Origin of the sequence: Bacillus toyonensis BCT-7112, assembly GCF_000496285.1 — a bacterium.
Taxonomy (GTDB): domain Bacteria; phylum Bacillota; class Bacilli; order Bacillales; family Bacillaceae_G; genus Bacillus_A; species Bacillus_A toyonensis.
Genome location: NC_022781.1, coordinates 1,232,088 through 1,254,836, shown reverse-complemented (window position 1 = coordinate 1,254,836; position 22,749 = coordinate 1,232,088). Strand labels below are relative to the sequence as shown.

Genomic DNA, 22,749 nt, shown 5'->3' with positions numbered 1-22,749 from the left:
TTCCAAGTAGGAAGAAAAAAGGGGGAAGGAATATGCAAACATCTATGGAACCAATGAAAGATATGAACGGTTCAAAACATAGGAAAATGGCAACCATGTTATCAATCATTCCGGGCGTGGGCCAAATGTATAATAAACAATTTGTAAAAGGTCTTATTTTTCTAGTATTAACAGGTTCATTTATTGTAGCCTTTGCTGATTTATTAAATATGGGATTATGGGGGATTGTAACGCTTGGTACAGAAGTTCCACGTGATCATTCTGTCTTTCTATTAGTGGAAGGGATCTTAGCACTTATCGTTATCGGGTTTGGACTCGGAATATATGCATTTAATTTATATGATGCGTATCAAAATGGAAAGAAACGTGATATCGGAACACCTTTAAACTCTGTAAAAGAGCAATACCGTAATTTATTAGATCAAGGCTTTCCGTATTTAATGGTTTCGCCAGGTTTTCTACTACTTATCTTTGTTGTTGTATTTCCAATCATTTTCGTAATTTTAATTGGATTTACGAACTATGATTTATATCATTCTCCTCCAGCTAAATTAGTAGATTGGGTGGGCTTTAAAAACTTTATTGATATTTTCACACTACCGATGTGGAGAGAGACATTTTTAAGTGTATTCTCTTGGACGGTCATTTGGACATTCGTTGCAACGACATTACAAGTTGCACTCGGTATTTTTTTAGCGATTATCGTAAATCAGCCTGGTATTAAAGGGAAGGCAATTATTCGAACAATCTTCATTTTACCGTGGGCTGTTCCAGCATTCGTATCTATTCTTGTTTTCTCTGGTATGTTTAATGAAACGTTTGGAGCAATTAACAATCAAGTATTGGCGTTATTCGGAATTGAAAAGATAGCTTGGATGACAGATCCATTTTGGGCGAAGATAGCTTTAATTATGATTCAAACGTGGCTTGGGTTCCCATTCGTCTTTGCAATGACAACAGGTATTTTGCAATCGATTCCAGGAGAATTATATGAAGCGGCTACAGTAGATGGAGCGACAGCTTGGCAACAGTTTCGTAAAATTACATTGCCACTTGTTTTATATGCAACAGCACCAATATTAATTACGCAATATACGTTTAACTTTAATAACTTTAGTATTATCTATCTATTTAACGGCGGAGGACCTGCTGTAGCTGGACAAGATGCAGGTGGAACAGATATTTTAATTTCATGGATTTATAAGTTGACGATGACTTCAGCGCAGTACGGGAAAGCAGCAGCTCTTACAATGATTTTATCGTTAATCGTTATTACAGTTGCGTTATGGCAATTTAAGAGAACAAAATCATTCCAAGAAGAGGATATGATGTAAATGAATATTAAAAGACAGAAGATGTTACGTCTCTCATTAAGCTATTTCGTTATTTTTGTAATGTGTGCCATAATTTTCTATCCATTATTATGGATTATTGGCTCATCGTTTAATCCGGGTGATAGTTTATCTGGATCAAGTATTATTCCGCAAAATGCAACGTTAGATCATTATCGTAAGTTATTAGATCTAGAGAATAGTAATTACTTACTATGGTATAAAAACACATTAAAAGTAAGTGTTTTAACGATGATTTTCTCAGTGTTAGCAATTAGTTTTACTGCTTATGCATTTTCGAGATACCGTTTTGTTGGAAGAAAAAATGGCTTACTAACATTTTTAATTCTGCAAATGATTCCGAACTTTGCAGCGTTAATCGCTCTATACGTATTAGCGCAGTTAACAGGATTAATTGATACACACCTTGCATTAATTTTAATTTATGTAGGCGGGGCAATCCCTATGAATACATGGCTTATGAAAGGGTATTTTGATACGATTCCGAAAGAATTGGATGAGTCAGCTCGTATGGATGGAGCAGGGCATTTTCGTATTTTTTGGCAAATCATTATGCCGCTTGCAAAGCCAATCGTAGCGGTTGTAGCGTTATTCACTTTCATCGGTCCATTTACAGATTTCATTTTAGCGAGTATCATTTTGCGCACACCAGAAAATTATACTTTAGCAGTTGGATTATATGAAATGGTAGCGAAGAAATTTGGTAATGAATTTACGACGTTTGCAGCGGGTTCAGTATTAATTGCAATCCCAATTTCAATTTTATTCCTATCACTACAAAAATACTTTATCTCTGGTTTAACAGCTGGAGGTACGAAAGGATGAAAAATGGGACATTACGTCCCATTTTTCTTTTCATCTCCCTATAAAAAGCTTTATAGGGAGATGAAAAGAGATTTGACATCACATGTGAAAATAAGTGAAATAAATAGTATATTATAGTATAGGAAAAAAGAGCTATATCCCTTACAATACATGGAGAGGGAGAATATGATAAGTTTTGCAAGATAAAATAAATAAATGAAAGTTTATGACTTCTCCTATGACTTGCAACGAGTGCAAGATAAAATATATGAAAAATGGCAGAGAAGTGAGAGGAGGGGATTTTTTATGACAGTTACAATTAAAGATGTGGCGAAGAAGGCGAACGTAGCACCATCAACTGTTTCTCGTGTAATTGCTGATAATCCAAGTATAAGTGAAAAGACAAAGCGCCGTGTTCGAAAAGTAATGAGTGAATTAGGATATCATCCAAATTTAAATGCAAGAAACCTTGCGAACCAAACGACGAAGACACTTGGTCTTGTTATGCCAAGCTCTGCAAGTAAAGCTTTTCAAAATCCGTTTTTCCCGGAAGTTATAAGAGGAATTAGTTCATTTGCACATGTGGAAGGGTATGCACTTTATATGTCGACAGGTGAAACGGAAGATGAAATTTTTAATGGTGTTGTAAAAATGGTACAAGGGCGTCAAATTGGTGGTATTATTCTTTTATATTCAAGAGAGAACGATCGGATTATTCAATACTTGCATGACCAAAACTTCCCGTTTGTTTTAATTGGAAAACCATATGATCGAAAAGATGAAATCACATATGTAGATAATGACAATTATACAGCTGCAAGAGAAGTGGCAGAATATTTAATTTCACTAGGACATAAACAGGTCGCGTTCATTGGTGGTGGCTCAGATTTACTTGTAACAAGAGATCGTTTAGCAGGTATGAGTGATGCTTTAAAATTAGCAGACATTGTATTACCGAAAGAGTATATTTTACATTTTGATTTTTCAAGGGAAAGTGGTCAACAAGCTGTTGAAGAGTTAATGGGACTAAAACAACCACAGACAGCAATTATAGCTACGGATGATTTAATTGGACTTGGTGTGTTAAGTGCGCTTTCTAAAAAAGGATTCGTTGTACCGAAAGACGTTTCAATTGTAAGCTTTAATAATGCTTTATTATCAGAAATTGCGAGTCCGCCGCTTTCAACAGTTGATGTGAATATATATCAGTTAGGATATGAAGCAGCAAAAGCTTTAGTTGATAAAGTGGAGAATGCTGAATCTACTGCCAAGTGTATCATTATTCCGCATAAATTATTGAAGCGTCAAACATGTGATCATTATGCATAAAAAAGCTAGGAGTTTAACTCTTAGCTTTTTTTTGTAGAAAGGCTTCTAAACGATCACAGCCTTCTTTTAAAGTTTCGATACTATATGCATAGGAAAGGCGAAGATAACCTTCACCATACTCAGAAAATGCTGTTCCAGGAACGATGGCTAGTCCAGCTTCTTTTACTAGATCAAGTGCAAAATCAAATGATGAAGATGTTAAATGGCCAACATATGGGAATAAGTAAAATGCACCTGTTGGTTTTTCAACTGTTAGCCCCATTTGAGTGAGTCTATTATATACGTAATCACGGCGTTTTTTGTATTGGTGGCGCATCATCTTCGGTGCGTCTTTAGCGGCAGTTAATGCTTCGATTGCGGCATATTGGGCGATTGAAGTAGCACATGTTACATTGTATTGATGAACTTTTAAAATATGTCCTGCTAAATAGTTTGGTGCGAATAAAAGTCCAACACGCCAGCCAGTCATAGAATGTGATTTAGATAAACCGTTAATGACGATCGTCTTTTCACGCATTTCTGGGAAATGGGCGATAGATGTGTGTTTTTCTTCGTATACAAGTTCGCTGTAAATTTCATCTGAAAGAACAAAAATATTTTTATCTTTTAAGACTGATACAATATCTTTTAATTCTTCTTTTGATAAAGTTACACCAGTTGGATTAGAAGGATATGGCAGTACGACGCATCTCGTTTTTTCTGTAATAGCATTTTCTAGTGCTGCAGCAGTTAAACGAAATCCAGTTTCACGAACATCTACAAAAATTGGCGTTGCGCCGCATAGTCGAATAATAGGCTCGTAACCTGGATAAATAGGAGCAGGCAAAATTACTTCTGTCCCGGGCTCTAAAATCGTTCGGAATGCAACGTCAATTGCTTCACTAGCACCGATTGTAACGATGGTTTCGTTTTCAGCTGAATAATGTAAATCGTAGTTATCTTTTACAAAGTTACAAGCGGCCTTTCGTAATTCTAGTAAACCAGCGTTATGTGTGTAGCTTGTATAATTTTCTGTAATGGCCCGTTTTGCCGCTTCTTTTACGAGAGAAGGTGTAGGGAAATCGGGTTGCCCAATTGTTAAAGAGATAAGATTATCATAGTTTTGAATCATATTAGAGAATTGGCGGATTCCAGAAATTTGGATGTCCTTTACTCTAGGATTAATGAATTGTTCCATTGTATCTCCCTTTCTTCCGTTTGAAAATTAAGTTCATTTTATCATACTTTCTATGATTGCGCTTTGTATATGAAATTTAGAAAGAGAGAACAGAAAAAAAGCCGCTATAAGCGGCTTTTTAGTATCCGTATTCCCAATCTATTTCATCTTCATTCCAAAGTACAGAGGATACTTTGCCAAGGTGAACAACTGATTCGTTCACAGCACATGTGCAATCTGCTTCTCCTGTTTTATGCTGTAATTCCTCATACACTGATTTTTCAACATTTTCTAGAACTACCAAATTTTCTTCTTTTAAAACAAGCGTAGTACCTGCCATATTTATCTTCCTCCTACTAAAGTAATGATCACTTATTTGTAAACATAGATAGTATGGATTATATGCTGTATTTTACTATAGTTGTCCGTCTAGTGAAGTATTTTTTATATTTTCTTTGTAATCCGTATTCATTGTATACTGCATGAAGGAAATTTGGTACAGGGTTTACAATCATTTCGAAAATCTGTAACAATTAATATGTGTTGTTAACAAAGAATTAACAAATATGTTAAGAAAAATCAAAATTTTAAAACAAATACACTAATAAAATGATATAATCATATCAAAATACATATAGGGGATGAGAGGCTATGGAGCTTATCCGTGATTTATTGATCCAAATTGCCATCATTATTTTGCCATTATTTTTATATGAAGCGATTCGTTTAAATCGCTATCAAGAAATGCCTCCGAAGCCGAATCGTTACTTTATTATGTTTTTATCTAGCGTTACGCTCGTTCTCTCCATGACATATTCTATTTGTTTTGACAATGTTTGCGGGTATAACTTTCACCCAATCCCAATTGTCAGTGGTTTTTTATATGGTGGGATTGTCGGTTTAATCCCAGCAGTTATTTTTGTTACATATGAATGGGCACTAAAAGGAATGAGCATTCTTCCAGTTGTAGAAGTAATATTTCTATTGATAGTTCCATTGTTCTTATCAAAGAAATGGTCTCTTTTTTCAAGGGGTAAGAAGCTAATTTTAGCATTTATGATTTCGTCATTTTATGTGTTGGTTTTTCTAGTATTTGGTATAATTAATGTGCTGTTAGAAACAGGTTTTACACCGTATATTTCGCAAATATATAGCGGATTTATATTTGCCTCGCTTATTATGGTTATGACTATGGTATTTCAGGTGTATTTAACGGAATATTTAAATGAAAACGCATTACTACGTACTGAGATGCAAAAATCAGAAAAACTTAATATCGTAAGTGAATTAGCAGCAAGTGTTGCACATGAGGTTCGAAATCCGCTCACTGTTGTTCGTGGATTTATCCAATTGCTAGAAAGTACGGAAGAAATGAAGAATAAGGACTATATGCGTCTCGTATTAGCTGAATTAGATCGGGCGGAACAAATTATTTCAGATTATTTAAATTTAGCAAGACCGCAAATTGAGAAAAAAGAACACATTTGTTTATCCGCGCAACTTATAGAAATGACTACTTTAATGTCATCATTTGCAGCGATGCAAGGTGTATATTTGCAAGTTGAGATTTCTGAGAGCCTTTATACGATTGGTGATAAGACGAAATTGAAGCAAGCTATTATGAATGTTGTTAAAAATGGTATTGAAGCAATTCAAGGAAATAAAGGATATTTAAAAGTAACGGCTGTTCAAAAAGACGAAACAATCGTAATAAGAGTTAAAGATAGTGGCGTTGGTATGACAAAAGAACAGTTAGCAAGGCTTGGACAACCGTATTATTCTTTAAAAGAAAAAGGGACAGGATTAGGACTTATGGTGACATTTAGTATTTTACAAGCGCATAATGGTACACTGGAATATAAAAGCGAAAGCGGAAAAGGTACTGAAGCGATTATTATATTACCAGCTGTAAGAAGTAAGGAATAAAAGTTACCGATGGAAGGTAACTTTTTATTGTATATTGTTTATTCGTTTGTTCTTTCTTGTTTTGTTCGGCTAAATAAACTTTTAAATGAATGGAAGAAACCTTGTTCTTTTGAGGCGGCGACCATTCTTTTTGTTTCTTGAATTTCGCGAATAACTTGCATAAGTTGTGTATCACGGTTACTGTCTTTATGATAAATTTGATTAACGAGTTTATTCATTTTTTCTTCTTGCTTGGATTCTCGTTTATACATATGATTCATTAATAAGTCCATCTTTTCTTTTTGCAAGGCATCTGTTTGAGCGGCGTGATCAACTAACTCTTGTAGCATTTTTTCTTGAGAGCCTTCTTTTACATAAACTTGTTGCATCAATTCATCTAATTTTTCATCTTTCAAACGATTTTGTGTAATTAGAGTAGAATTTTGATGAATAATTGCTTCATTTAATTGAGCGAGCATTTCGAGTTTTAACATGAACTCCTCAAAGTTACGCCCATCTTCTTTTTCTTTCGTTTGTATTTCTTGCTTATCTTGTATAGCGGGTACAGGCGGGGCCTCTTTTTCTTTTAAAATAATAGGTATCGTTTCTGAAATATCTTCTTGCAGTTTAGCAGCTCTTTCATGTATAGATTTCAATAGTTTTAAATCATCCAGTTTATAAATACGAGCATCAGCTGTTTTTGAAATGATATACCCATGTTCCTCTAACAGTTGACTATATTTACGGACTATATGTTTTGGGATGCCTGTTTTATTCGTGACATCTTTTGTTTTATAGATAGCTTCCATGTTATTTCCTCCCCAAAAAGTATCGTATATATCATTTCAATCTTTTTATGAGGACTTCCTTTGAAAAAGAATGTCGGAAGGTTATTAGTTTTCTACAGCATTAGTGAAAAGATGAAGAAAAATGAGAGATTTTTGGCGGAATGGCGAAGAAGAGCTAAAATAATGTCTGAAAACATATACAGGAGAAGTTTGTTATAATAACGGAGGAAAAGAAACTGGTAGAATCATGGAGGTATACATGAAGCAATTAAAAGGTATTATCATTTCAATTATTGCAATTCTTTCTATTGTAGTAGCGGTGTATGAAGTACTTGTTCCAGAGGAAACAAGTATCAAAAAAACGAATGCGTATGATCAAGTTCTAGAATTTCCGAAAGAGCGATATCCAGAGACAGGGAAACATATTACGGATGCTATAAAAGAAGGACATTCAGAAGTTTGTACAATTGATCGTGGTGGTGCTGGAGATAGAAGGAAATTATCGTTAGCTCCATATCCATCAAAAAAAGGCTATGATCGTGATGAATGGCCAATGGCGATGTGTAAAGAAGGCGGAAAAGGGGCGCATATTGAATATATAAGTCCAGCGGATAATCGCGGAGCAGGTTCTTGGGTAGGAAATAAGTTAGATAAATATCCAGATGGTACGCGTGTGAAATTTGAAGTGAAGTAGTGTTACATATTTCATAATGAAGGAGAAGGGGAACGATGGAGTTAACAATTTCTTATTCACAATTAATGTTGATGAACTATGACGGTGAACAGCCTTACGTAGACTGGACGGATGAAGATTTTGATAGAGGTTATGCTAAGGCGGATGGAACTGTTATTTTTGAAGCACTTTCTGATTATACTTGTGAAATAAAAGTGACTTGTGGAAAACATATTGAAAAAGAAGAAGTAATTAGAACAGTTACGGTTCCTTTTACAATTAAAAATGAATGTATCGTTGTAACGAGTATTCTTTCAAATAAATTTCAAATTCCTATTCCAAATGGTGAGTATACAGTTGTATTGCAGGTAATTCCTCTTGAAGAACCAACGGATGATGAGTTATATAAACTACAATACGAATTCTTTTTTGAAAGTAAAGAATAAAAAATGGGTTATCCTAAGGAAGGATAACCCATTTTTGTTATGCATTTGTTTTTAAAAGGGAACGAGCATCTTTTGCTGCTTGCACCATGTGTTCTAAAGCTGGAATAACTTCTTCTGTTTTTCTTGTTTTTAAACCACAGTCAGGATTAATCCAGAAATATTTAGGATCACATACTTGTAAAGATTGTTCTACGATTTCAAACATTTCATCTTTACTCGGTACACGTGGGCTATGAATATCGTATACCCCTAGACCGATCCCTTTTTCATATGTTGTATGTTTTAATGTATCAATAAATTCTCCGTGACTACGTGATGTTTCGATAGAAATGACATCCGCATCTAATGCACGAATAGCATCTACAATATCTTCGAAGTTACTGTAACACATGTGCGTATGAATTTGCGTTTCATTGGCTACAGAAGATGTTGCTAAAAGGAAGGATTGAACTGCCCATGTAATATATGCATCCCAATCTTTTTCTTTTAGTGGCATTCCTTCACGAAGCGCTGGCTCATCGACTTGGATTACTCTAATTCCAGACGATTCAAGTAATTCAATTTCATGACGAAGTGCTAATGCAATTTGATAGGAAACTTCTTTTCTTGAAATATCATTTCGAACGAATGACCAATTTAAAATAGTGACAGGTCCAGTTAGCATACCTTTTACTACTTTTTCTGTTAAGCTTTGTGCGTATACAGTTTCTTTAATAGTCATTCCATTTATAAAGGCAACATCACCATAAATAACAGGTGGTTTCACGCAACGGGAACCATACGATTGTACCCAACCGTTTTTAGTGAAGGAGAAACCAGCAAGACGTTCACCGAAGTATTCGACCATGTCAGTTCTTTCAAATTCACCATGAACAAGAACATCAAGACCGATTTCTTCTTGGTAACGAATCCATTTTTCTGTTTCTTTTTCAATAAATTGCTCATATTGTTCATTTGAGATAACGCCGTTACGCCATTCTTTTCGCGTTTGACGAACTTCAGTTGTTTGCGGGAAGCTACCGATAGTTGTTGTTGGTAACAACGGTAACTGCAGAGCAACTTGTTGTAATTCGTATCGTTTTTCAAATGGAAGAGGGCGTGAAAAATCTTCTTCTTTTAGTGCTGTTCGTGCTGCTTTGACATCTTCTCGGTTACGTGCAGCAGATGAACGTATTGTATGGTGCGCATTGCGATATGTTTCAAGTTCGTTACTAATGCTTTCTGTACCTTGAGTCAAAGCAGAATGAATAAGAACTAGTTCTTCTAATTTTTGGTTTGCAAATGCTAGCGCATCAAATAGTTCAGTCGATAAGTGAGTTTCTTCGGTTTTATCAATTGGTGAATGCATTAAACTACAAGAAGGCTGAACGATGAAATCTTTTGTTTGGACTTGTTTTTGTAACGTTGTAAATAACGTAAGAATTTCATCAAGGTCCGCTCTCCAAATGTTACGGCCATCTATACAACCGACTGCTAAAGTTTTGTCAGCTGGGAATCCGTATTTCGCAATAGCATTTAAATTACCTTCTTTACCGTGAACGAAATCTAAACCAACACTAGATACAGGGAATGTAATAATTTCTTCATAGTTTTCTTCTACACTATCAAAATATGTTTGTAAAAGAAGATTCGCGTTTGGAACTTCTTTACGAATAGTTTCATAAATTTCTTTCGCATGCTGAATTTCTTCTTTAGTTAAAGAAGCGAAAATCGGTTCATCAACTTGAATGATTTGTGCACCAGCCGCATGTAGTTCTGAAAGTAGTTGTACGTAAGGTGTAACTAACTGTTTTAAAATAGTAGCAAATTGATCTTGTTTATAGCCTTTTGCTAATTTTAAGAAAGTATATGGTCCTAAAATAACAGGCTTTCCATCTACGCCTAATTCTTGTTTTGCCTCTTCGTATAAGCGAAGTGGACGATTATCTTTTAAAGAGATTTGTAATCCCTCTTCATATTCAGGAACAATATAATGATAGTTTGTGTTAAACCATTTAGTCATTTCGGAAGCTACGTGATCTTTAGAGCCACGCGCCATTGCAAAATATACATCAAGGTAAGATGTAAACTCAGAAAAACGTGACGGGATAAAACCTAACATATAAGCAGTATCCAGAACGTGATCATAATATGTAAAATCGCCGACTGGAATGAGTTCAATTCCTTTTTCTTGCTGTACTTTTACGTGTTGAAGGCGAATTTCTTTCATCGTTGTTAAAAATTGTTCTTCATCAATTTTATTGGACCAAAAAGCTTCCAATGTTTTTTTCCATTCTCGTTGTAGTCCGATACGTGGATAACCTAAGTTACTTGTTTGAATTGCCATTTTAAATTCCTCCCTAATTGAAAGTAAGCATTTCCGTTTACTAGGAAATACTTATAACAAAAAGTACAAAGACATAGAAAATAAGCCTTCCTTTTTGTTTTAACACCTCATCATCATCCGTGAATCTATCAGTGTTGTTAAAACAGGCAGGTCTCCTGACTTATGCTTCATATAATTTCTTTCACCTTCCCGTTCTCACAGTGGCACTAACAAAGAAATCTCAGCATTTACAGTGGCGGGACCGTGTTGGAGTTTCACCAAGCTTCCCTTTTAAACACGAAACGAAATTTTCGTGTACCTATTTTCCTTTTGAAAGGAATTTAACAAGCGATATGATATTGAAACAAATTCTAACACAATTTTTGGAATTTTGTCTACTGTTTTAAAATAAGAAAATTCTAAAGGTTTTATTTCTTAATATTCTGAATAATTTAGGTGTTTTTCAGATTAATGATATATAATGGAATGTGAAAATATAGAAAAATTGAGCGAGTAAAGAAGAGGGAACGTCTTCTTTACTCGCTCAATTTTCATCTACATCAAATTTTGAAAGTCGTCCTGCTATGGCATCGTTAAGGAGGGTGCTTAACCATTGTAATTCAACGGTAATATGCTCAATAACACTTTGTAAAATATATAGTTGTGCACGTGGAATTTTTCCTTTACTGCAATCATATATAGTTTGCATTTTATGTAAATATTGAACGGTATCATGTTTCTTTTTTTCTAAAATTGGAACCAATTCTTGATCATCACCAAAATGAGTGAAAGAAAGTGCTGAATAAATTGGTTTATATATTTGGTTTTTTGCTTCGAACTGTTTTAAGAGTAACGTGTGAAATAGTTGTTTACCTTCCTCTGTTATATGAAAGATTGTTTTATCTGGTCTATTCGTATCACGAACAATAGTTGTAATGCGAATTGCACCTTGCTTTTCTAATTGCTCGAAGGCGTAATAAAGTGATCCTTTTGCATATTTAATATAATAATCCATCTGTCTGTCTTTCATTATGTGCTGCACTTCATATGGATGTTTATCTCCTTCGAGTAGCAAGCCGAGAATGACTAATTTCATGCTCATTCTGTCTCAACTCCTGTACATAAAAACTGTATCCCTACTAATTAAAGTTTGATTTTATACATATTATAAACGGCATATCCTTTTTCATAAAGGGATATGCCGTTCCTTTTTTTATACTAACTTACTTGTTTTTGCTTTTGTTTCGCTTTCGGTCCTGTAAATAGGCGTTCATTTCCCATAAGTAAAATACAAATAATACTTAGTACAGCTGGGATCAGTGCCCAGAAGAATGTGTTGGCAATAGATGTAGCGAGAGCTTCTTTAATACCAGTTAATATTTCTGCTGGAATCTTCTCGGTAGCACCTGGTGATAATAAGAAACTTGTGTCTCCACCTTTTGGAGCTAATTTTGCAAGTTCAGGAGGGAACACAGTGTTTAATTTATTAATAAAAATATGATTTTGAATTGTACCGAAAATCGTTACACCAAGAGTCATACCGAGTGAACGGAAGAATGAGTTTGTTGATGTAGCAGAACCACGGTCTCTCATTTCTAATTTATGGATAGAAGACATACTTAAAACTGAGAATGAGAAACCAACCCCAAGTCCAGCGAGGACCATAAATAGCGTTACGAGCATACGAGGTGTGTCCATTGTTAAGGTGCTTAGTAAATAAATACCAAGAACGAAGAAAACGCCAGATACCATCATAATGTTACGATAGCTTGTTCGTGAAGCTAACTGTCCACCTGTTTGACTTCCGATTACAGAGCCGACCATCATTGGTGTTAAAATTAATCCAGCATTTGAGGCTGAACCTCCGAGAACACCTTGAACGAAGATTGGGATATAAACTGTACAGATGATAAAAGCAGCACCATAGAAAAAGGCAACGCCTTGGCTAGCTGCAAATAAAGGTTTTTTAAATAGATGGAAAGAAATGATAGGCTCAGTTGCTTTTCGTTCTACGAAGAAGAAAATAATAAGCATAATAACAACAGTTGCAAATAAACCGATAATTACATTAGAGCCCCATGCATACGTTTTACCACCAAGTTCTAGTGCGAACATTAAGCAAATAATACTAATGACAAGTGTAATAGCACCAGCCCAATCAATTTTTTGTTTTCTAAATTCTAGAGATTCACTGTAGTATTTAGTAATGAAGAAGAAGGAGATAAGCCCTAATGGAATATTAATATAGAAGACCCAATGCCAGCTTATATAGTCCGTAATATAGGCACCTAATAAAGGTCCAAATACACTTGATGTCCCGAAAACTGCACCGAATAGCCCTGTCATTTTCCCACGTTTTTCTGGCGGGAATATGTCATACATAATTGTGAAGGCGATAGGCATAAGGGCGCCACCACCAATACCTTGAATTGCTCTATAAATACTTAATTGTTCAATACTAGATGCTGTCCCGCAAAGTGCAGAACCGAATAAGAAAAGAATGAGTCCACCAATATAAAAACGTTTCCGTCCGTACATATCAGAAAGTTTTCCGAAAATAGGCATCCCTGCCATTGTTGCTACCATATATGCCGATGTGACCCAAACAAACTTGTCAAATCCTCCTAAGTCTCCGACAATCGTCGCCATTGCGGTTGCAACAATTGTATTATCCATTGCTGCCATTAAAATACCAAGTAGTAAACCAGCAACAACAAACTTTGTATTGTTGGAGTCTTTTTTTGATAGTTGAGTTTCCAAATATGCCCCTCCTTTAATAATAAGTAAACTATATTAAGTTTTAAATGCAACGCATAAAAATCTAAAGCATAGTTCCTCTTAAATTCTCTTACATAAGTGCACTGACATGCCATAAAGAATATTATAGTCAAATTTGACTAAAAGGCAAACTTTTTCTTTCACCAAAATATCCTTTTGTATGGAAAGAAAAAGAGTGAGCAATACTGAATATTGTTATAAAGTCAATGAAGTAAATTGTAAAAAATATTTCAGTAAGAATACTTCCTGTTAACAGTTGAAAAATGGTTTTTTCTTTATATTGTCGAATAGGATAAAAGGAAGGGAACTATTAAATATCGTTTGTAACAAGCGTTCATCATTTTTGTAGTTTATTGTGTAAAGCGAAAGAATAGAATTGTATGGATGGTACATCTGAAATGAGGTGAATATATATTATGAAAATATGGAAGCGAATTTCGGATCAAGGAAGGGATACAATACCGTTACAGCCGGTATTGTGGATTGATGGCTCAAAAAAGGAAGGCGAACTTCCTAATGTAGCAGTTACATTACAAATCCGTAGTATGTATGAAGAAAAATTTTCATATGAACTAATCTATGATGTAAACGACATACTTATTATGCGAATTGAAGTTGAAAATAAAGGAATTGAAGTGATTTCACGAGTCGTTGTAAGTCATATGATTAGAGATTACTTTTCGTATATTCCGAATTCTCTGCAGGTTAATAAGGGGATGAGCGAGTTTTTATTCCAGCTTGTAAGGTGGAGAATCGATAATTTATTGCCGAACGAGAAGGTGGAACTAAGTTGTAAATTAAAAGCAAATAAAGATAAAGCGGTTAAAACTGCATTGTTTAAGGCTACATACACATTTCAACATAAAGCAGTCTCATATGGCCCATTGCAAACAAATGAAGTTGTGGTGCGGCAATGATAAAAAGGAACCTGTGCGAAAGGTTCCTTTTTTAATGGAGGTTGTGCTTCTTGAGTATTTTCTTTTGTTCGATTCCTTTTTTTCCTACATAGTTATTTTTATAACCAAAATATAGAATGAATAGAAATGAAATAACATTTACAATAGCGTCGATTTGATCGTTCGTAATAAAGTTTATTCCGAAAGAGGTAAATAGTAGCTTTAATGATAACAAAAAACCAGCTAGTAAACGTATAGCATCTGATAGATTTTCTTTTTGTAGCATATAGGTCACTCCTTTCTATAAACGATATATAGTATATATATGAAATAGAATAAAAAAGGAATACAAGCTCTAGCGGAAATGTACATAGAATATGTACATTTTTTATTTGGTAGAAAAACATTATTGTTATAGAAACATATATTGGTATAGGAAGGAGAGGAAGTATGAAACATAAAGGGAAGATTAGTGGATTATTACTAGGGAATACTGTTGCTGTTACGGAATGGATTGCGCTTCAGGATGTAATTGCAAAATTAGATTCGCGATCATTTTATACTGTCTTTATTATTTATATTTTGCAACTGTTGCTAAGTTGTTACTTTGGCCATTGGTATGATAAAAGAGAAAACGGACGTATGAATATGGAAGTAGGGGGAATGGCAAGTAATGATTTTGTTGTTGATTTTTTTGAAAAAGTAGCTGCTTTATCTGAACGAGATTCTCGCAATATTACAGTGTACATTCTTTCCGTTAAAGAATGGGAGGGATTAAAGGAAACAGTGCAAGAAAAAAAGTTGGAAGCGTTAGTACAGAGAGTGGAGTCTACTATTGTAAAGACGATTCGAAAAGGTGATGTCGTTACAAAATGGGATGAAAATAAATATGTTATTGTAGCGATTGATAATGGTCATGAAAAATCAACAATAACACGACGATTAATGAAAAATATTGAAAGTGAAATAGAAAGTGGTTTATTAAGTGTGACGTTATTATTTGGGGCTGCTAGTTATCCAGTAGAAGGGAAAACTTTTGAAGAATTGTTAAGAAAGGCACAGAATCAATTGTACCAGTATAGAAATTTGAAAGACAATGAGTAAAACTTTGAGTTGAAGAAATATGATATGAAGAAATTCGGATTGTAACATTTTTTTGACTTTTATTACAAAAACAACTTTTATTGTAATAAAAGTCTTTAAAAATATATGAAATAGGCATATAATTATGATGGATGTGTCAATGCATTTGCACAATGTGTTTCATTTTAAAAGTGTAGAGGAAAACATGCTCTACACTTTTCCTTTTTAGGAAAGGAAAAGAATATTTGTAAGTTGTTGCGAGGTAGTATTTGTACTGTGTAAAATGAACAAAGAGATTATTTGATAGAAAGCGGAAAGGGAATGATAGATGTGAGAGATCGACAATCATCTTTTATCAGGTGAATTATTATAGTTGTTCTTCTAATTATTATGGCTCTGGTGAATTCCATTGTATTTTAAGGTAATACATAGTGTGAGTAGAGAATGAAAAGTGCAAAGTGAAATATACTTAGTAGATGGACATGAAACTGCTACATAATTCAAAGAGAATAACGTGAAAAATAATTTCAAGTAATAAATGTGTACAAGCATGATAAACAATACTGATGATCTTCGTAAAAAAGATACGAGTGTGAAGTGTATAGAAGGATTATATGATTTTTATAGCTTTTTTACACAAGGATCGTTTATAAGTAGGAGGAAAAGATGTTGAAATATAGTAAATTAGCAATTGTAGCCACATTATCAATGGTTTTATTAGCGGGTTGTTTTGGGCCAAAACCAGAAGAGGAATTATATGTAGCATTTGAAAATGCTGCCAAGCAAGAAAAAACAATGTTTGAAGATGCAAAGAAACTTGAAACTTTAGAAAAAGAGGGACAAGAATTATATAACCAGATTGTTCAAGAAGGAAAAGATAATAATCAAACTGTTAAGGAAAAACTGAACCAAGCAGTGAAAAATACAGATGAACGAGAAAAAGTGCTTAAAAAAGAAAAAGAATCTTTAAATAAGGCGCAAGAAGAAGTGAAATCAGCAGATAAATATGTGAAGAAAATTGAAGATAAGAAATTGAAAGAGCAAGCGGATAAAGTGAAAAGCACATATGAGAAACGACATGATTCATTTAACAAAATGTATGACAGCTATAATAAATCGTTAAAACAAGAAAAAGAATTATATACAATGTTACAAGATAAAGGTACAAAATTAAAAGATATTAGTGAGAAAGTTAAAGTAGTAAATCAATCGTATAAGGATATTGAGTCAGAAAAAGATAAGTTTAATGAATTCACGAAATCTTATAATACAGAAAAAGTTGCATTTTACAAGCAAGCCAATATTAAAATTAAAGAAGAGAAAAAATAAAACAGTTTGGCCTAACATAGGCCAAACTGTTTTATTTTTTTGTATAAGTGCGGCTATACCATGGAACAGGTTCACTTAATTTTTTTTCTTGTTTCAGTGCTTCAGGACCAATATAATCTTGAAGTGTTTTTTTGGAAACTGTTAAAGACAAGGTTGTTTTCGGGTTTCGGTAGGAGGATTCAAGATGACCAAGATGTGGTAGGTTTCGAAAATCTTCTTTCGTAGGAGGGATGTGGAAATAATAATCGCCTAACCGTATAAGAACATCAGATTGTTGTTGGCTAAAACGTGGATTTCTAGAGAAATGTAATCCTTCTTTAATTGCTTTTTTTTCGGCGATTAAACGCTCTAAAGCTGTCTTTTTTAACCAGTATAAATATTTAGGGTTAGTTGCAGCTTTGGCATGACGATTCACAACGAAAATAGATTGAGCTAGTCGATTAATAGGATGTTGGTTTTGTAATTGAGATTGTGGTTGTGAAGGTTTCATATTGAATCTCCTTTCAATTTTTCATTATTATAACATAAATAAAAGAGGTTTTTATTATATGCAAAAAGTGATTGTATACATTTTCAATATTAAAGCAATATTGTTACAAAAAACAACTATTTTGTATAATAGTAATAGAATGTGTTTTGAAATTTGATAATGAAAGAGTGAGAAGTTTGAAAGAACTATTAAAACAACAATATGCCATTATAGATATTGGATCTAATACAATGCGTTTAGTTATTTATGAAAAGCAAAATGGAGGTTTTTATAAAGAAATTGAAAATACGAAAGTGGTTGCTCGGTTAAGAAATTATTTAATCGATGGTGTTTTGAATGAAGAAGGTAAGGAAGTATTGTTACAAACATTATTTCAATTTCAAGAAAGTACAAAATTCCATCAGCTGCATCATGTACTTTGTGTTGCAACGGCAACAATTAGACAGGCTGAGAATCAAGAGGAGATTAAAAAACTTGTTGAAGGACAAACAGACTTTACTCTTAGAGTGTTATCAGAATATGAGGAAGCACGTTACGGCTATTTAGCAGTTATGAATTCTACTTCGTTTTCGGAAGGAATAACAGTAGATATTGGTGGCGGAAGTACGGAAGTTACATATATTAAAAATAGAGAGATTTTAGAGTACCATAGTTTTCCTTTTGGTGCGCTTTCTTTAAAACATCTATTTATTAAAGGTGATATTCCTACTAAAGATGAATTAGAGGAAATTCGAGAGTATTTAGAGTGTCAATTTCGAACGTTACCATGGTTAATTGATAAGAAATTGCCTCTTATTGCAATTGGTGGTAGTGCGAGAAACTTAGCAAAAATCCACCAAAATTTAATAAACTATCCTATAGCGGGAGTACATTTATACAAAATGAAAGAAGAAGATATTGAAAATGTAAAAGGTACATTAGAAAAACAATCGTTTATCGAACTTCAGAAAATGGAAGGATTGGCAAAAGATCGAGCTGATACAATTATTCCAGCGGTTGAAGTATTTCATAAACTTGTAAATATTATAGAAGCAACGGCATTTGTATTAAGCAAAAAAGGATTAAGAGAAGGTGTTTTCTATGAAGAGTTGACGAAAGATTTAGGGATTTCATATTATCCGAATGTAGTTGAAGAAAGCTTACATTTGTTATCACACGAATATGAAATGGATATGGAATTTGTCATTCAACTTATTAAACATGGAAGATTGATTTGTAAACAACTCGAAGAAATGGGACTGATTTCTGTTTCGATAAAAGACTGGGAAGCATTCCATCAAGCAGCGAAAGTATTTAACATTGGAAAATATATAGACGAAGAAGCGAGTCGTTTACACACGTTTTATTTATTGGCGAATAAAACAATTGATGGCATGATGCATAAAGATCGAGTGAGGTTAGCGCTTATTGCATCTTATAAATCAAAAATGCTATTTAAACAACATTTATCTCCATTTGAAGGTTGGTTTGATAAAAGCGAACAAAAAAAAATCCGCCTATTAGGGGCTGTTTTACAATTTTCAGCTGCTTTAAATGTAAGACAAAGATCGCTTGTCGATACGATATCCATAACAGAAAATAAAGAAGGATTAACGTTTAGAATTTTATGTGAGCAATCGGCATTAGCAGAAAAAGTACAAGCTGAAAAACAAAAAAAGCAGCTAGAAAGAGTGTTAAAAACGAATATTAACTTGTCATTTGAATGAAAATGTTAGGTTGTACGGATGTCTTTACAAAAAATTTACACTTTATAATATTGTAATTTGCTAAAATAAAAGTAACTAAATTATAGTAAAAAAGTTTCAAGGGGAAGTGTGAAGAGAATGGAATTGTTGAAGGGGAACATCGTAAATTTAAATGATACAGCATATTATAATAACCGAGAGCTAAGTTGGTTAGCATTTAATGAACGTGTACTACAAGAAGCGCAAGATGAAAATAATCCACTCTTGGAAAGATTAAAGTTTATTAGTATTTTTAGCTCGAATTTAGATGAATTCTTTATGGTACGTGTAGCGGGTTTGAAAGATCAAGTGAGTGCTGGGTTTAATCAACCAGAAAATAAAGCTGGCTTAACACCAAAAAAACAATTAAATAAAATTGAGATAAAAGCCCATGAATTAATGACCGTACAATATGATACGTTTAAAAATTACGTATTGCCAGCGCTTGAATTAGAGGGGATTGAGCGTTTAACATTCCATGATTTGACGAAAGAACAGAGAGAATTTATAGAAGATTATTTTGATGAGCAAATTTTTCCGGTTTTAACGCCTGTAGCTATCGATGCATACCGTCCATTTCCGATGTTATTAAATAAAAGTTTGAACTTAGCTACTCTTTTATATGATGAGAAGCAAGTGGAGGAAGAAAACCGTACGAAGTTAGGAATTGTGCAAGTTCCTTCATTACTTGAACGCTTCATATTTTTACCGAGTGAAGGGCAAAAGCATAAATTTATTTTATTAGAAGACGTAATTAGTAGTTTTACTCATAAATTATTCACAGGATATAAAGTATCATCTGTTACTCGTTTCCGTATTACACGTAATGCGGATTTAACAATTCATGAAGAGGGTGCGAGGGATTTATTAAAGGTAATTGAAAAAGAGTTGAAAAAGCGTAAGTGGGGAGCTGCTGTACGTTTAGAAGTTGGCAAAGAACACATTGATGAAAGAGTATTAACATTATTATACGAGGTGTTGGAAGTAAAAGATGAAGATGTATATATAATGGATGGACCGTTAGATTTAACATGTTTATTCTCTTTATATAAAAAATTAGCACCATTATATGAACATCTCATTTATCCAGCCCTTATTCCGCAACCACCTCAAGACTTAGGTGATGAGGAAGATGTATTTGAAAAGGCGATTGAGCATGATATTTTATTACATCATCCTTTTGAATCGTTTCAGCCAGTAGTTGATTTTGTCCGTGATGCGGCAGACGATCCGAATGTACTTGCGATTAAACAAACATTATATCGAGTAAGTGGTGATTCTCCGATTATTCAGGCACTAAAAGTAGCAGCTGAAAAAGGAAAACAAGTCACAGTGTTGGTGGAGTTAAAAGCAAGGTTTGATGAAGAGAATAATGTTCATTGGGCTAAAGAATTAGAACAGGCTGGGTGTCACGTTATTTACGGTGTAAGTCACTTGAAAACGCATAGTAAAATTACGCTAGTTGTAAGAAGAAAAAACGGAAAAATCGAAAGATTCGTACATCTTGGAACCGGAAATTATAATGATGCAACAGCAAAGTTATATACCGATTTTGGCTATATTACATCACGAAAAGACTTTGGGGTCGATGCAACAAATTTCTTTAATTATTTAAGTGGTTATACAACGAAACCGCATTTTCACCATTTATCAGTTGCACCATTTGATATAAGAGAGCAATTTATGGATTTAATAGATGAAGAAATTCGTTATCATAGGCAATATGGAAATGGCTATATTATCGCTAAGATGAATTCACTAACGGATAAACCATTAATAAAAAAAATGTATGAAGCATCACAAGCGGGAGTAAAGGTAGAGCTCATCGTTCGAGGAACATGTTGTTTAAGACCTGGTATTCCAAATGTAAGTGAAAATATTCGTGTAGTTAGTGTTGTAGGAAGATATCTAGAACATAGCCGTATTTATTATTTCCATCATAATGGAGAGGAGAAAATATATTTATCTTCAGCTGATTGGATGACGCGAAATATGGAGAAACGAGTAGAAATATCCTTCCCAATTCTAGATATTGAAATGAAAGCAAGAATAAAGGCGATTTTACAGCTTACTTTAGCAGATAATGTGAAAACACGCGAACAAAATAAAGACGGTGACTACTATTATGTTATTAATAGTAGTGCAGAGGAGATTGATAGCCAAGTGAAGTTGTTTAAGATGGCGTATCAAAATACAGATGCTGAATAGCAAGAACAAAGTAAAAACACTCTTATTAATAGAGGTTTTTTACTTTGTTCTCTACTTATTATACGTTCTCAAAATAGAAGAATGTGTAGAGAGAATAGTTTTTATTGTAAGCATATTAATCGATTGTCTAATAGAGAGAATAGCGTTGGTAGAATTGTTGGCATACATTAATAATAGTATGGTTGTTGACAAGGTCCACCATAACAAGGATAAGGTGCTGGTGGCGGGTAAGGTGGTGGATAAGGTGGATAAAATGGTCTAGGGCCGAAAGCTAATGCTCCGCCGAGCAATCCACCAGCAATTCCAGCTAGAAATGGAACGCCAAAAAACGGAAAGAATCGTGAGTCGCCTACTGGGCCAATAGGTGCTGAACGAACTGGGATTGGTTGATAATATGGATACATGAACAAACCTCCTTTATTGGACTCACTTTTATCATATGGTAAACGAAACGTGGATGAGCGCGTACAAGAAAGGATATGTAAGAAAATAGGCGAATTATTACGAATGTTGTAGGGTGAAGAGTGTAATTTCAGGTTTTGACATAAACCGGAATGGGACACGTGTTCTTCCAAGTCCGCGATTGACATAGAGAGATAAGTCTTGAATGGAATAGAAGCCTTCAATGTAGTGTTTGGCAAGTGATGGGGTAACGATAGCACCTAAAAAAGGGATTTTTACTTGTCCGCCGTGGCTATGACCAGAAAGTTGCAAGTTGATTGGATATGTAGCAATTTGTGGCGCAATATCTGGCTCGTGAACAAGAACAATGTTATAAGTATTTTGCCGCGCTTGTTGTAGTGTTTCCGCTATTTTTGGTTTGCCAAGTAGTATATCATCGAGTCCGAAAATAGAAATTTCACTATTATCCAGTAGACGAATTCGTTTTTCGCTATTTTGTAATAGTTCAAATCCAGATTCACGCATGATGTGATCATAGTATTCAGTTCCATATCCGCCGTGATCATGGTTACCATAAATAGCAAATTTACCGAAGGGTGCTTGTATATTCTTTAAAATGGATGCAACGAAAGGAGTATCAGTATATGTTTGGTAATTATCAATGAGATCACCAGTAAAAAGGACAATATCTGGGTTTGCAGCATTAATCTTAGAAATGATTTGAGATAAATGTTGGAGCGAGAAATAGTATCCGAGATGTAAATCGCTAAATTGAAGAATCTTCATACCATGAAAACTTTTTGGTATGAGCTGTGATTTTAGTGTGTGCTCTGTAAAAGAGATCATATGCGGCTCTATGTATTTAGCGTAATAGTAACCGATACTAGTGGTTATAAATGAATATAGACAAGTGCGTATTCCATTTTTCAAAAAATTTCTTCGTGTAATTTGCTTCATAAAAGTATGAGTATACCTATTTGATTTATATCATGTGTTTTCGTTCCATATACAGGCTACTCAAATCTCCTTTCAGTTTTTTTTAATATATTTAAAATAATAAAGAAGTAGTATAGCTTACGGA

Annotated in this window: 21 protein-coding genes and 1 riboswitch; of the genes, 11 read left to right on the top strand and 10 right to left on the bottom strand. The window is 34.0% G+C overall.

The window, feature by feature from the left end:
- Positions 1-32: 32 nt before the first annotated feature.
- The 3 genes from malC (at position 33) to malR (ending at position 3,485) form a co-directional block, all read left to right on the top strand.
- Positions 33-1,334, top strand: coding sequence for a maltosaccharide ABC transporter permease MalC (malC, locus tag BTOYO_RS06325; protein ID WP_001195001.1), 1,302 nt, complete (start codon positions 33-35; stop codon positions 1,332-1,334).
- Positions 1,335-2,177 carry a maltosaccharide ABC transporter permease MalD gene (gene malD / locus BTOYO_RS06320; RefSeq protein ID WP_001022595.1) on the top strand — a complete coding sequence of 281 codons (843 nt, stop codon included), beginning with the start codon at positions 1,335-1,337 and terminating at the stop codon, positions 2,175-2,177.
- 285 nt (positions 2,178-2,462) lie between these two features.
- On the top strand, positions 2,463-3,485 hold the full coding sequence (gene malR, locus BTOYO_RS06315; RefSeq protein WP_023441030.1) for a maltose operon transcriptional repressor MalR: 1,023 nt from the start codon (positions 2,463-2,465) through the stop codon (positions 3,483-3,485).
- A gap of 13 nt (positions 3,486-3,498) precedes the next feature.
- On the opposite strand, the gene BTOYO_RS06310 is transcribed toward malR, so the two are convergent.
- Together BTOYO_RS06310 and BTOYO_RS06305 are read right to left on the bottom strand one after the other, a co-directional pair.
- Positions 3,499-4,662 carry an aminotransferase A gene (locus tag BTOYO_RS06310; protein ID WP_000434560.1) on the bottom strand — a complete coding sequence of 388 codons (1,164 nt, stop codon included), beginning with the start codon at positions 4,660-4,662 and terminating at the stop codon, positions 3,499-3,501.
- A 118-nt stretch (positions 4,663-4,780) separates the two neighbouring features.
- Entirely contained in the window at positions 4,781-4,981 is a 201-nt protein-coding gene (locus BTOYO_RS06305; protein WP_000929282.1) for a hypothetical protein, read from the bottom strand.
- Positions 4,982-5,292: 311 nt separating this feature from the next.
- Here BTOYO_RS06305 and BTOYO_RS06300 point away from each other — a divergent pair, with 311 nt between their 5' ends.
- Positions 5,293-6,567, top strand: coding sequence for a sensor histidine kinase (locus tag BTOYO_RS06300; protein WP_000420366.1), 1,275 nt, complete (start codon positions 5,293-5,295; stop codon positions 6,565-6,567).
- A gap of 38 nt (positions 6,568-6,605) precedes the next feature.
- Here the strand turns inward: BTOYO_RS06300 and BTOYO_RS06295 are convergent, their stop codons facing one another.
- The gene (locus BTOYO_RS06295) at positions 6,606-7,355 is read right to left on the bottom strand and encodes a DUF3967 domain-containing protein (protein ID WP_000387494.1); all 750 of its coding nucleotides are present in this window, start codon (positions 7,353-7,355) and stop codon (positions 6,606-6,608) included.
- 238 nt (positions 7,356-7,593) lie between these two features.
- Between BTOYO_RS06295 and nucA the strand changes: the two genes are divergently transcribed.
- Both nucA and BTOYO_RS06285 read left to right on the top strand, forming a co-directional pair.
- Positions 7,594-8,028, top strand: a complete 435-nt coding sequence (gene nucA / locus BTOYO_RS06290; RefSeq protein WP_000811503.1) for a DNA-entry nuclease — start codon at positions 7,594-7,596, stop codon at positions 8,026-8,028.
- Positions 8,029-8,063: 35 nt separating this feature from the next.
- Entirely contained in the window at positions 8,064-8,453 is a 390-nt protein-coding gene (locus BTOYO_RS06285; RefSeq protein WP_000424018.1) for a competence protein ComJ, read from the top strand.
- A gap of 37 nt (positions 8,454-8,490) precedes the next feature.
- Here the strand turns inward: BTOYO_RS06285 and metE are convergent, their stop codons facing one another.
- The 3 genes from metE to BTOYO_RS06270 form a co-directional block, all read right to left on the bottom strand.
- On the bottom strand, positions 8,491-10,779 hold the full coding sequence (gene metE, locus BTOYO_RS06280) for a 5-methyltetrahydropteroyltriglutamate--homocysteine S-methyltransferase (protein WP_001007623.1): 2,289 nt from the start codon (positions 10,777-10,779) through the stop codon (positions 8,491-8,493).
- Positions 10,780-10,907: 128 nt separating this feature from the next.
- Positions 10,908-11,096: riboswitch (cobalamin riboswitch) on the bottom strand.
- Between the two features lie 206 nt (positions 11,097-11,302).
- Positions 11,303-11,860 (bottom strand): PadR family transcriptional regulator, encoded by a 558-nt coding sequence (locus BTOYO_RS06275; RefSeq protein ID WP_000062055.1) that lies wholly within the window; start codon positions 11,858-11,860, stop codon positions 11,303-11,305.
- 116 nt (positions 11,861-11,976) lie between these two features.
- Positions 11,977-13,518: an MDR family MFS transporter gene (locus tag BTOYO_RS06270; RefSeq protein WP_000449890.1), complete on the bottom strand. Its 1,542-nt coding sequence runs from the start codon at positions 13,516-13,518 to the stop codon at positions 11,977-11,979.
- Positions 13,519-13,952: 434 nt separating this feature from the next.
- Here BTOYO_RS06270 and BTOYO_RS06265 point away from each other — a divergent pair, with 434 nt between their 5' ends.
- Positions 13,953-14,453 carry a hypothetical protein gene (locus BTOYO_RS06265; protein ID WP_000708174.1) on the top strand — a complete coding sequence of 167 codons (501 nt, stop codon included), beginning with the start codon at positions 13,953-13,955 and terminating at the stop codon, positions 14,451-14,453.
- Between the two features lie 31 nt (positions 14,454-14,484).
- Here the strand turns inward: BTOYO_RS06265 and BTOYO_RS06260 are convergent, their stop codons facing one another.
- Positions 14,485-14,718, bottom strand: coding sequence for an SPP1 phage holin family protein (locus BTOYO_RS06260; RefSeq protein ID WP_000939445.1), 234 nt, complete (start codon positions 14,716-14,718; stop codon positions 14,485-14,487).
- A 164-nt stretch (positions 14,719-14,882) separates the two neighbouring features.
- Between BTOYO_RS06260 and BTOYO_RS06255 the strand changes: the two genes are divergently transcribed.
- A complete protein-coding gene (locus BTOYO_RS06255; protein ID WP_000680808.1) occupies positions 14,883-15,536 on the top strand; it encodes a diguanylate cyclase domain-containing protein in 654 nt (217 codons plus the stop codon).
- 645 nt (positions 15,537-16,181) lie between these two features.
- Positions 16,182-16,844 (top strand): YkyA family protein, encoded by a 663-nt coding sequence (locus BTOYO_RS06250; RefSeq protein ID WP_000922477.1) that lies wholly within the window; start codon positions 16,182-16,184, stop codon positions 16,842-16,844.
- A 31-nt stretch (positions 16,845-16,875) separates the two neighbouring features.
- On the opposite strand, the gene BTOYO_RS06245 is transcribed toward BTOYO_RS06250, so the two are convergent.
- Complete coding sequence (locus BTOYO_RS06245; protein WP_000804859.1) at positions 16,876-17,334, bottom strand: YkyB family protein; 459 nt, start codon at positions 17,332-17,334, stop codon at positions 16,876-16,878.
- Positions 17,335-17,510: 176 nt separating this feature from the next.
- On the opposite strand from BTOYO_RS06245, the gene BTOYO_RS06240 reads away from it, so the two are divergent.
- Entirely contained in the window at positions 17,511-19,040 is a 1,530-nt protein-coding gene (locus BTOYO_RS06240) for a Ppx/GppA family phosphatase (protein ID WP_000661381.1), read from the top strand.
- A gap of 117 nt (positions 19,041-19,157) precedes the next feature.
- Complete coding sequence (locus BTOYO_RS06235) at positions 19,158-21,266, top strand: polyphosphate kinase (RefSeq protein WP_000421687.1); 2,109 nt, start codon at positions 19,158-19,160, stop codon at positions 21,264-21,266.
- Positions 21,267-21,433: 167 nt separating this feature from the next.
- Here the strand turns inward: BTOYO_RS06235 and BTOYO_RS06230 are convergent, their stop codons facing one another.
- Both BTOYO_RS06230 and BTOYO_RS06225 read right to left on the bottom strand, forming a co-directional pair.
- Positions 21,434-21,670, bottom strand: a complete 237-nt coding sequence (locus tag BTOYO_RS06230) for a hypothetical protein (protein ID WP_000283739.1) — start codon at positions 21,668-21,670, stop codon at positions 21,434-21,436.
- Between the two features lie 97 nt (positions 21,671-21,767).
- Positions 21,768-22,625: a metallophosphoesterase gene (locus BTOYO_RS06225; protein WP_002039478.1), complete on the bottom strand. Its 858-nt coding sequence runs from the start codon at positions 22,623-22,625 to the stop codon at positions 21,768-21,770.
- Positions 22,626-22,749: the final 124 nt, after the last annotated feature.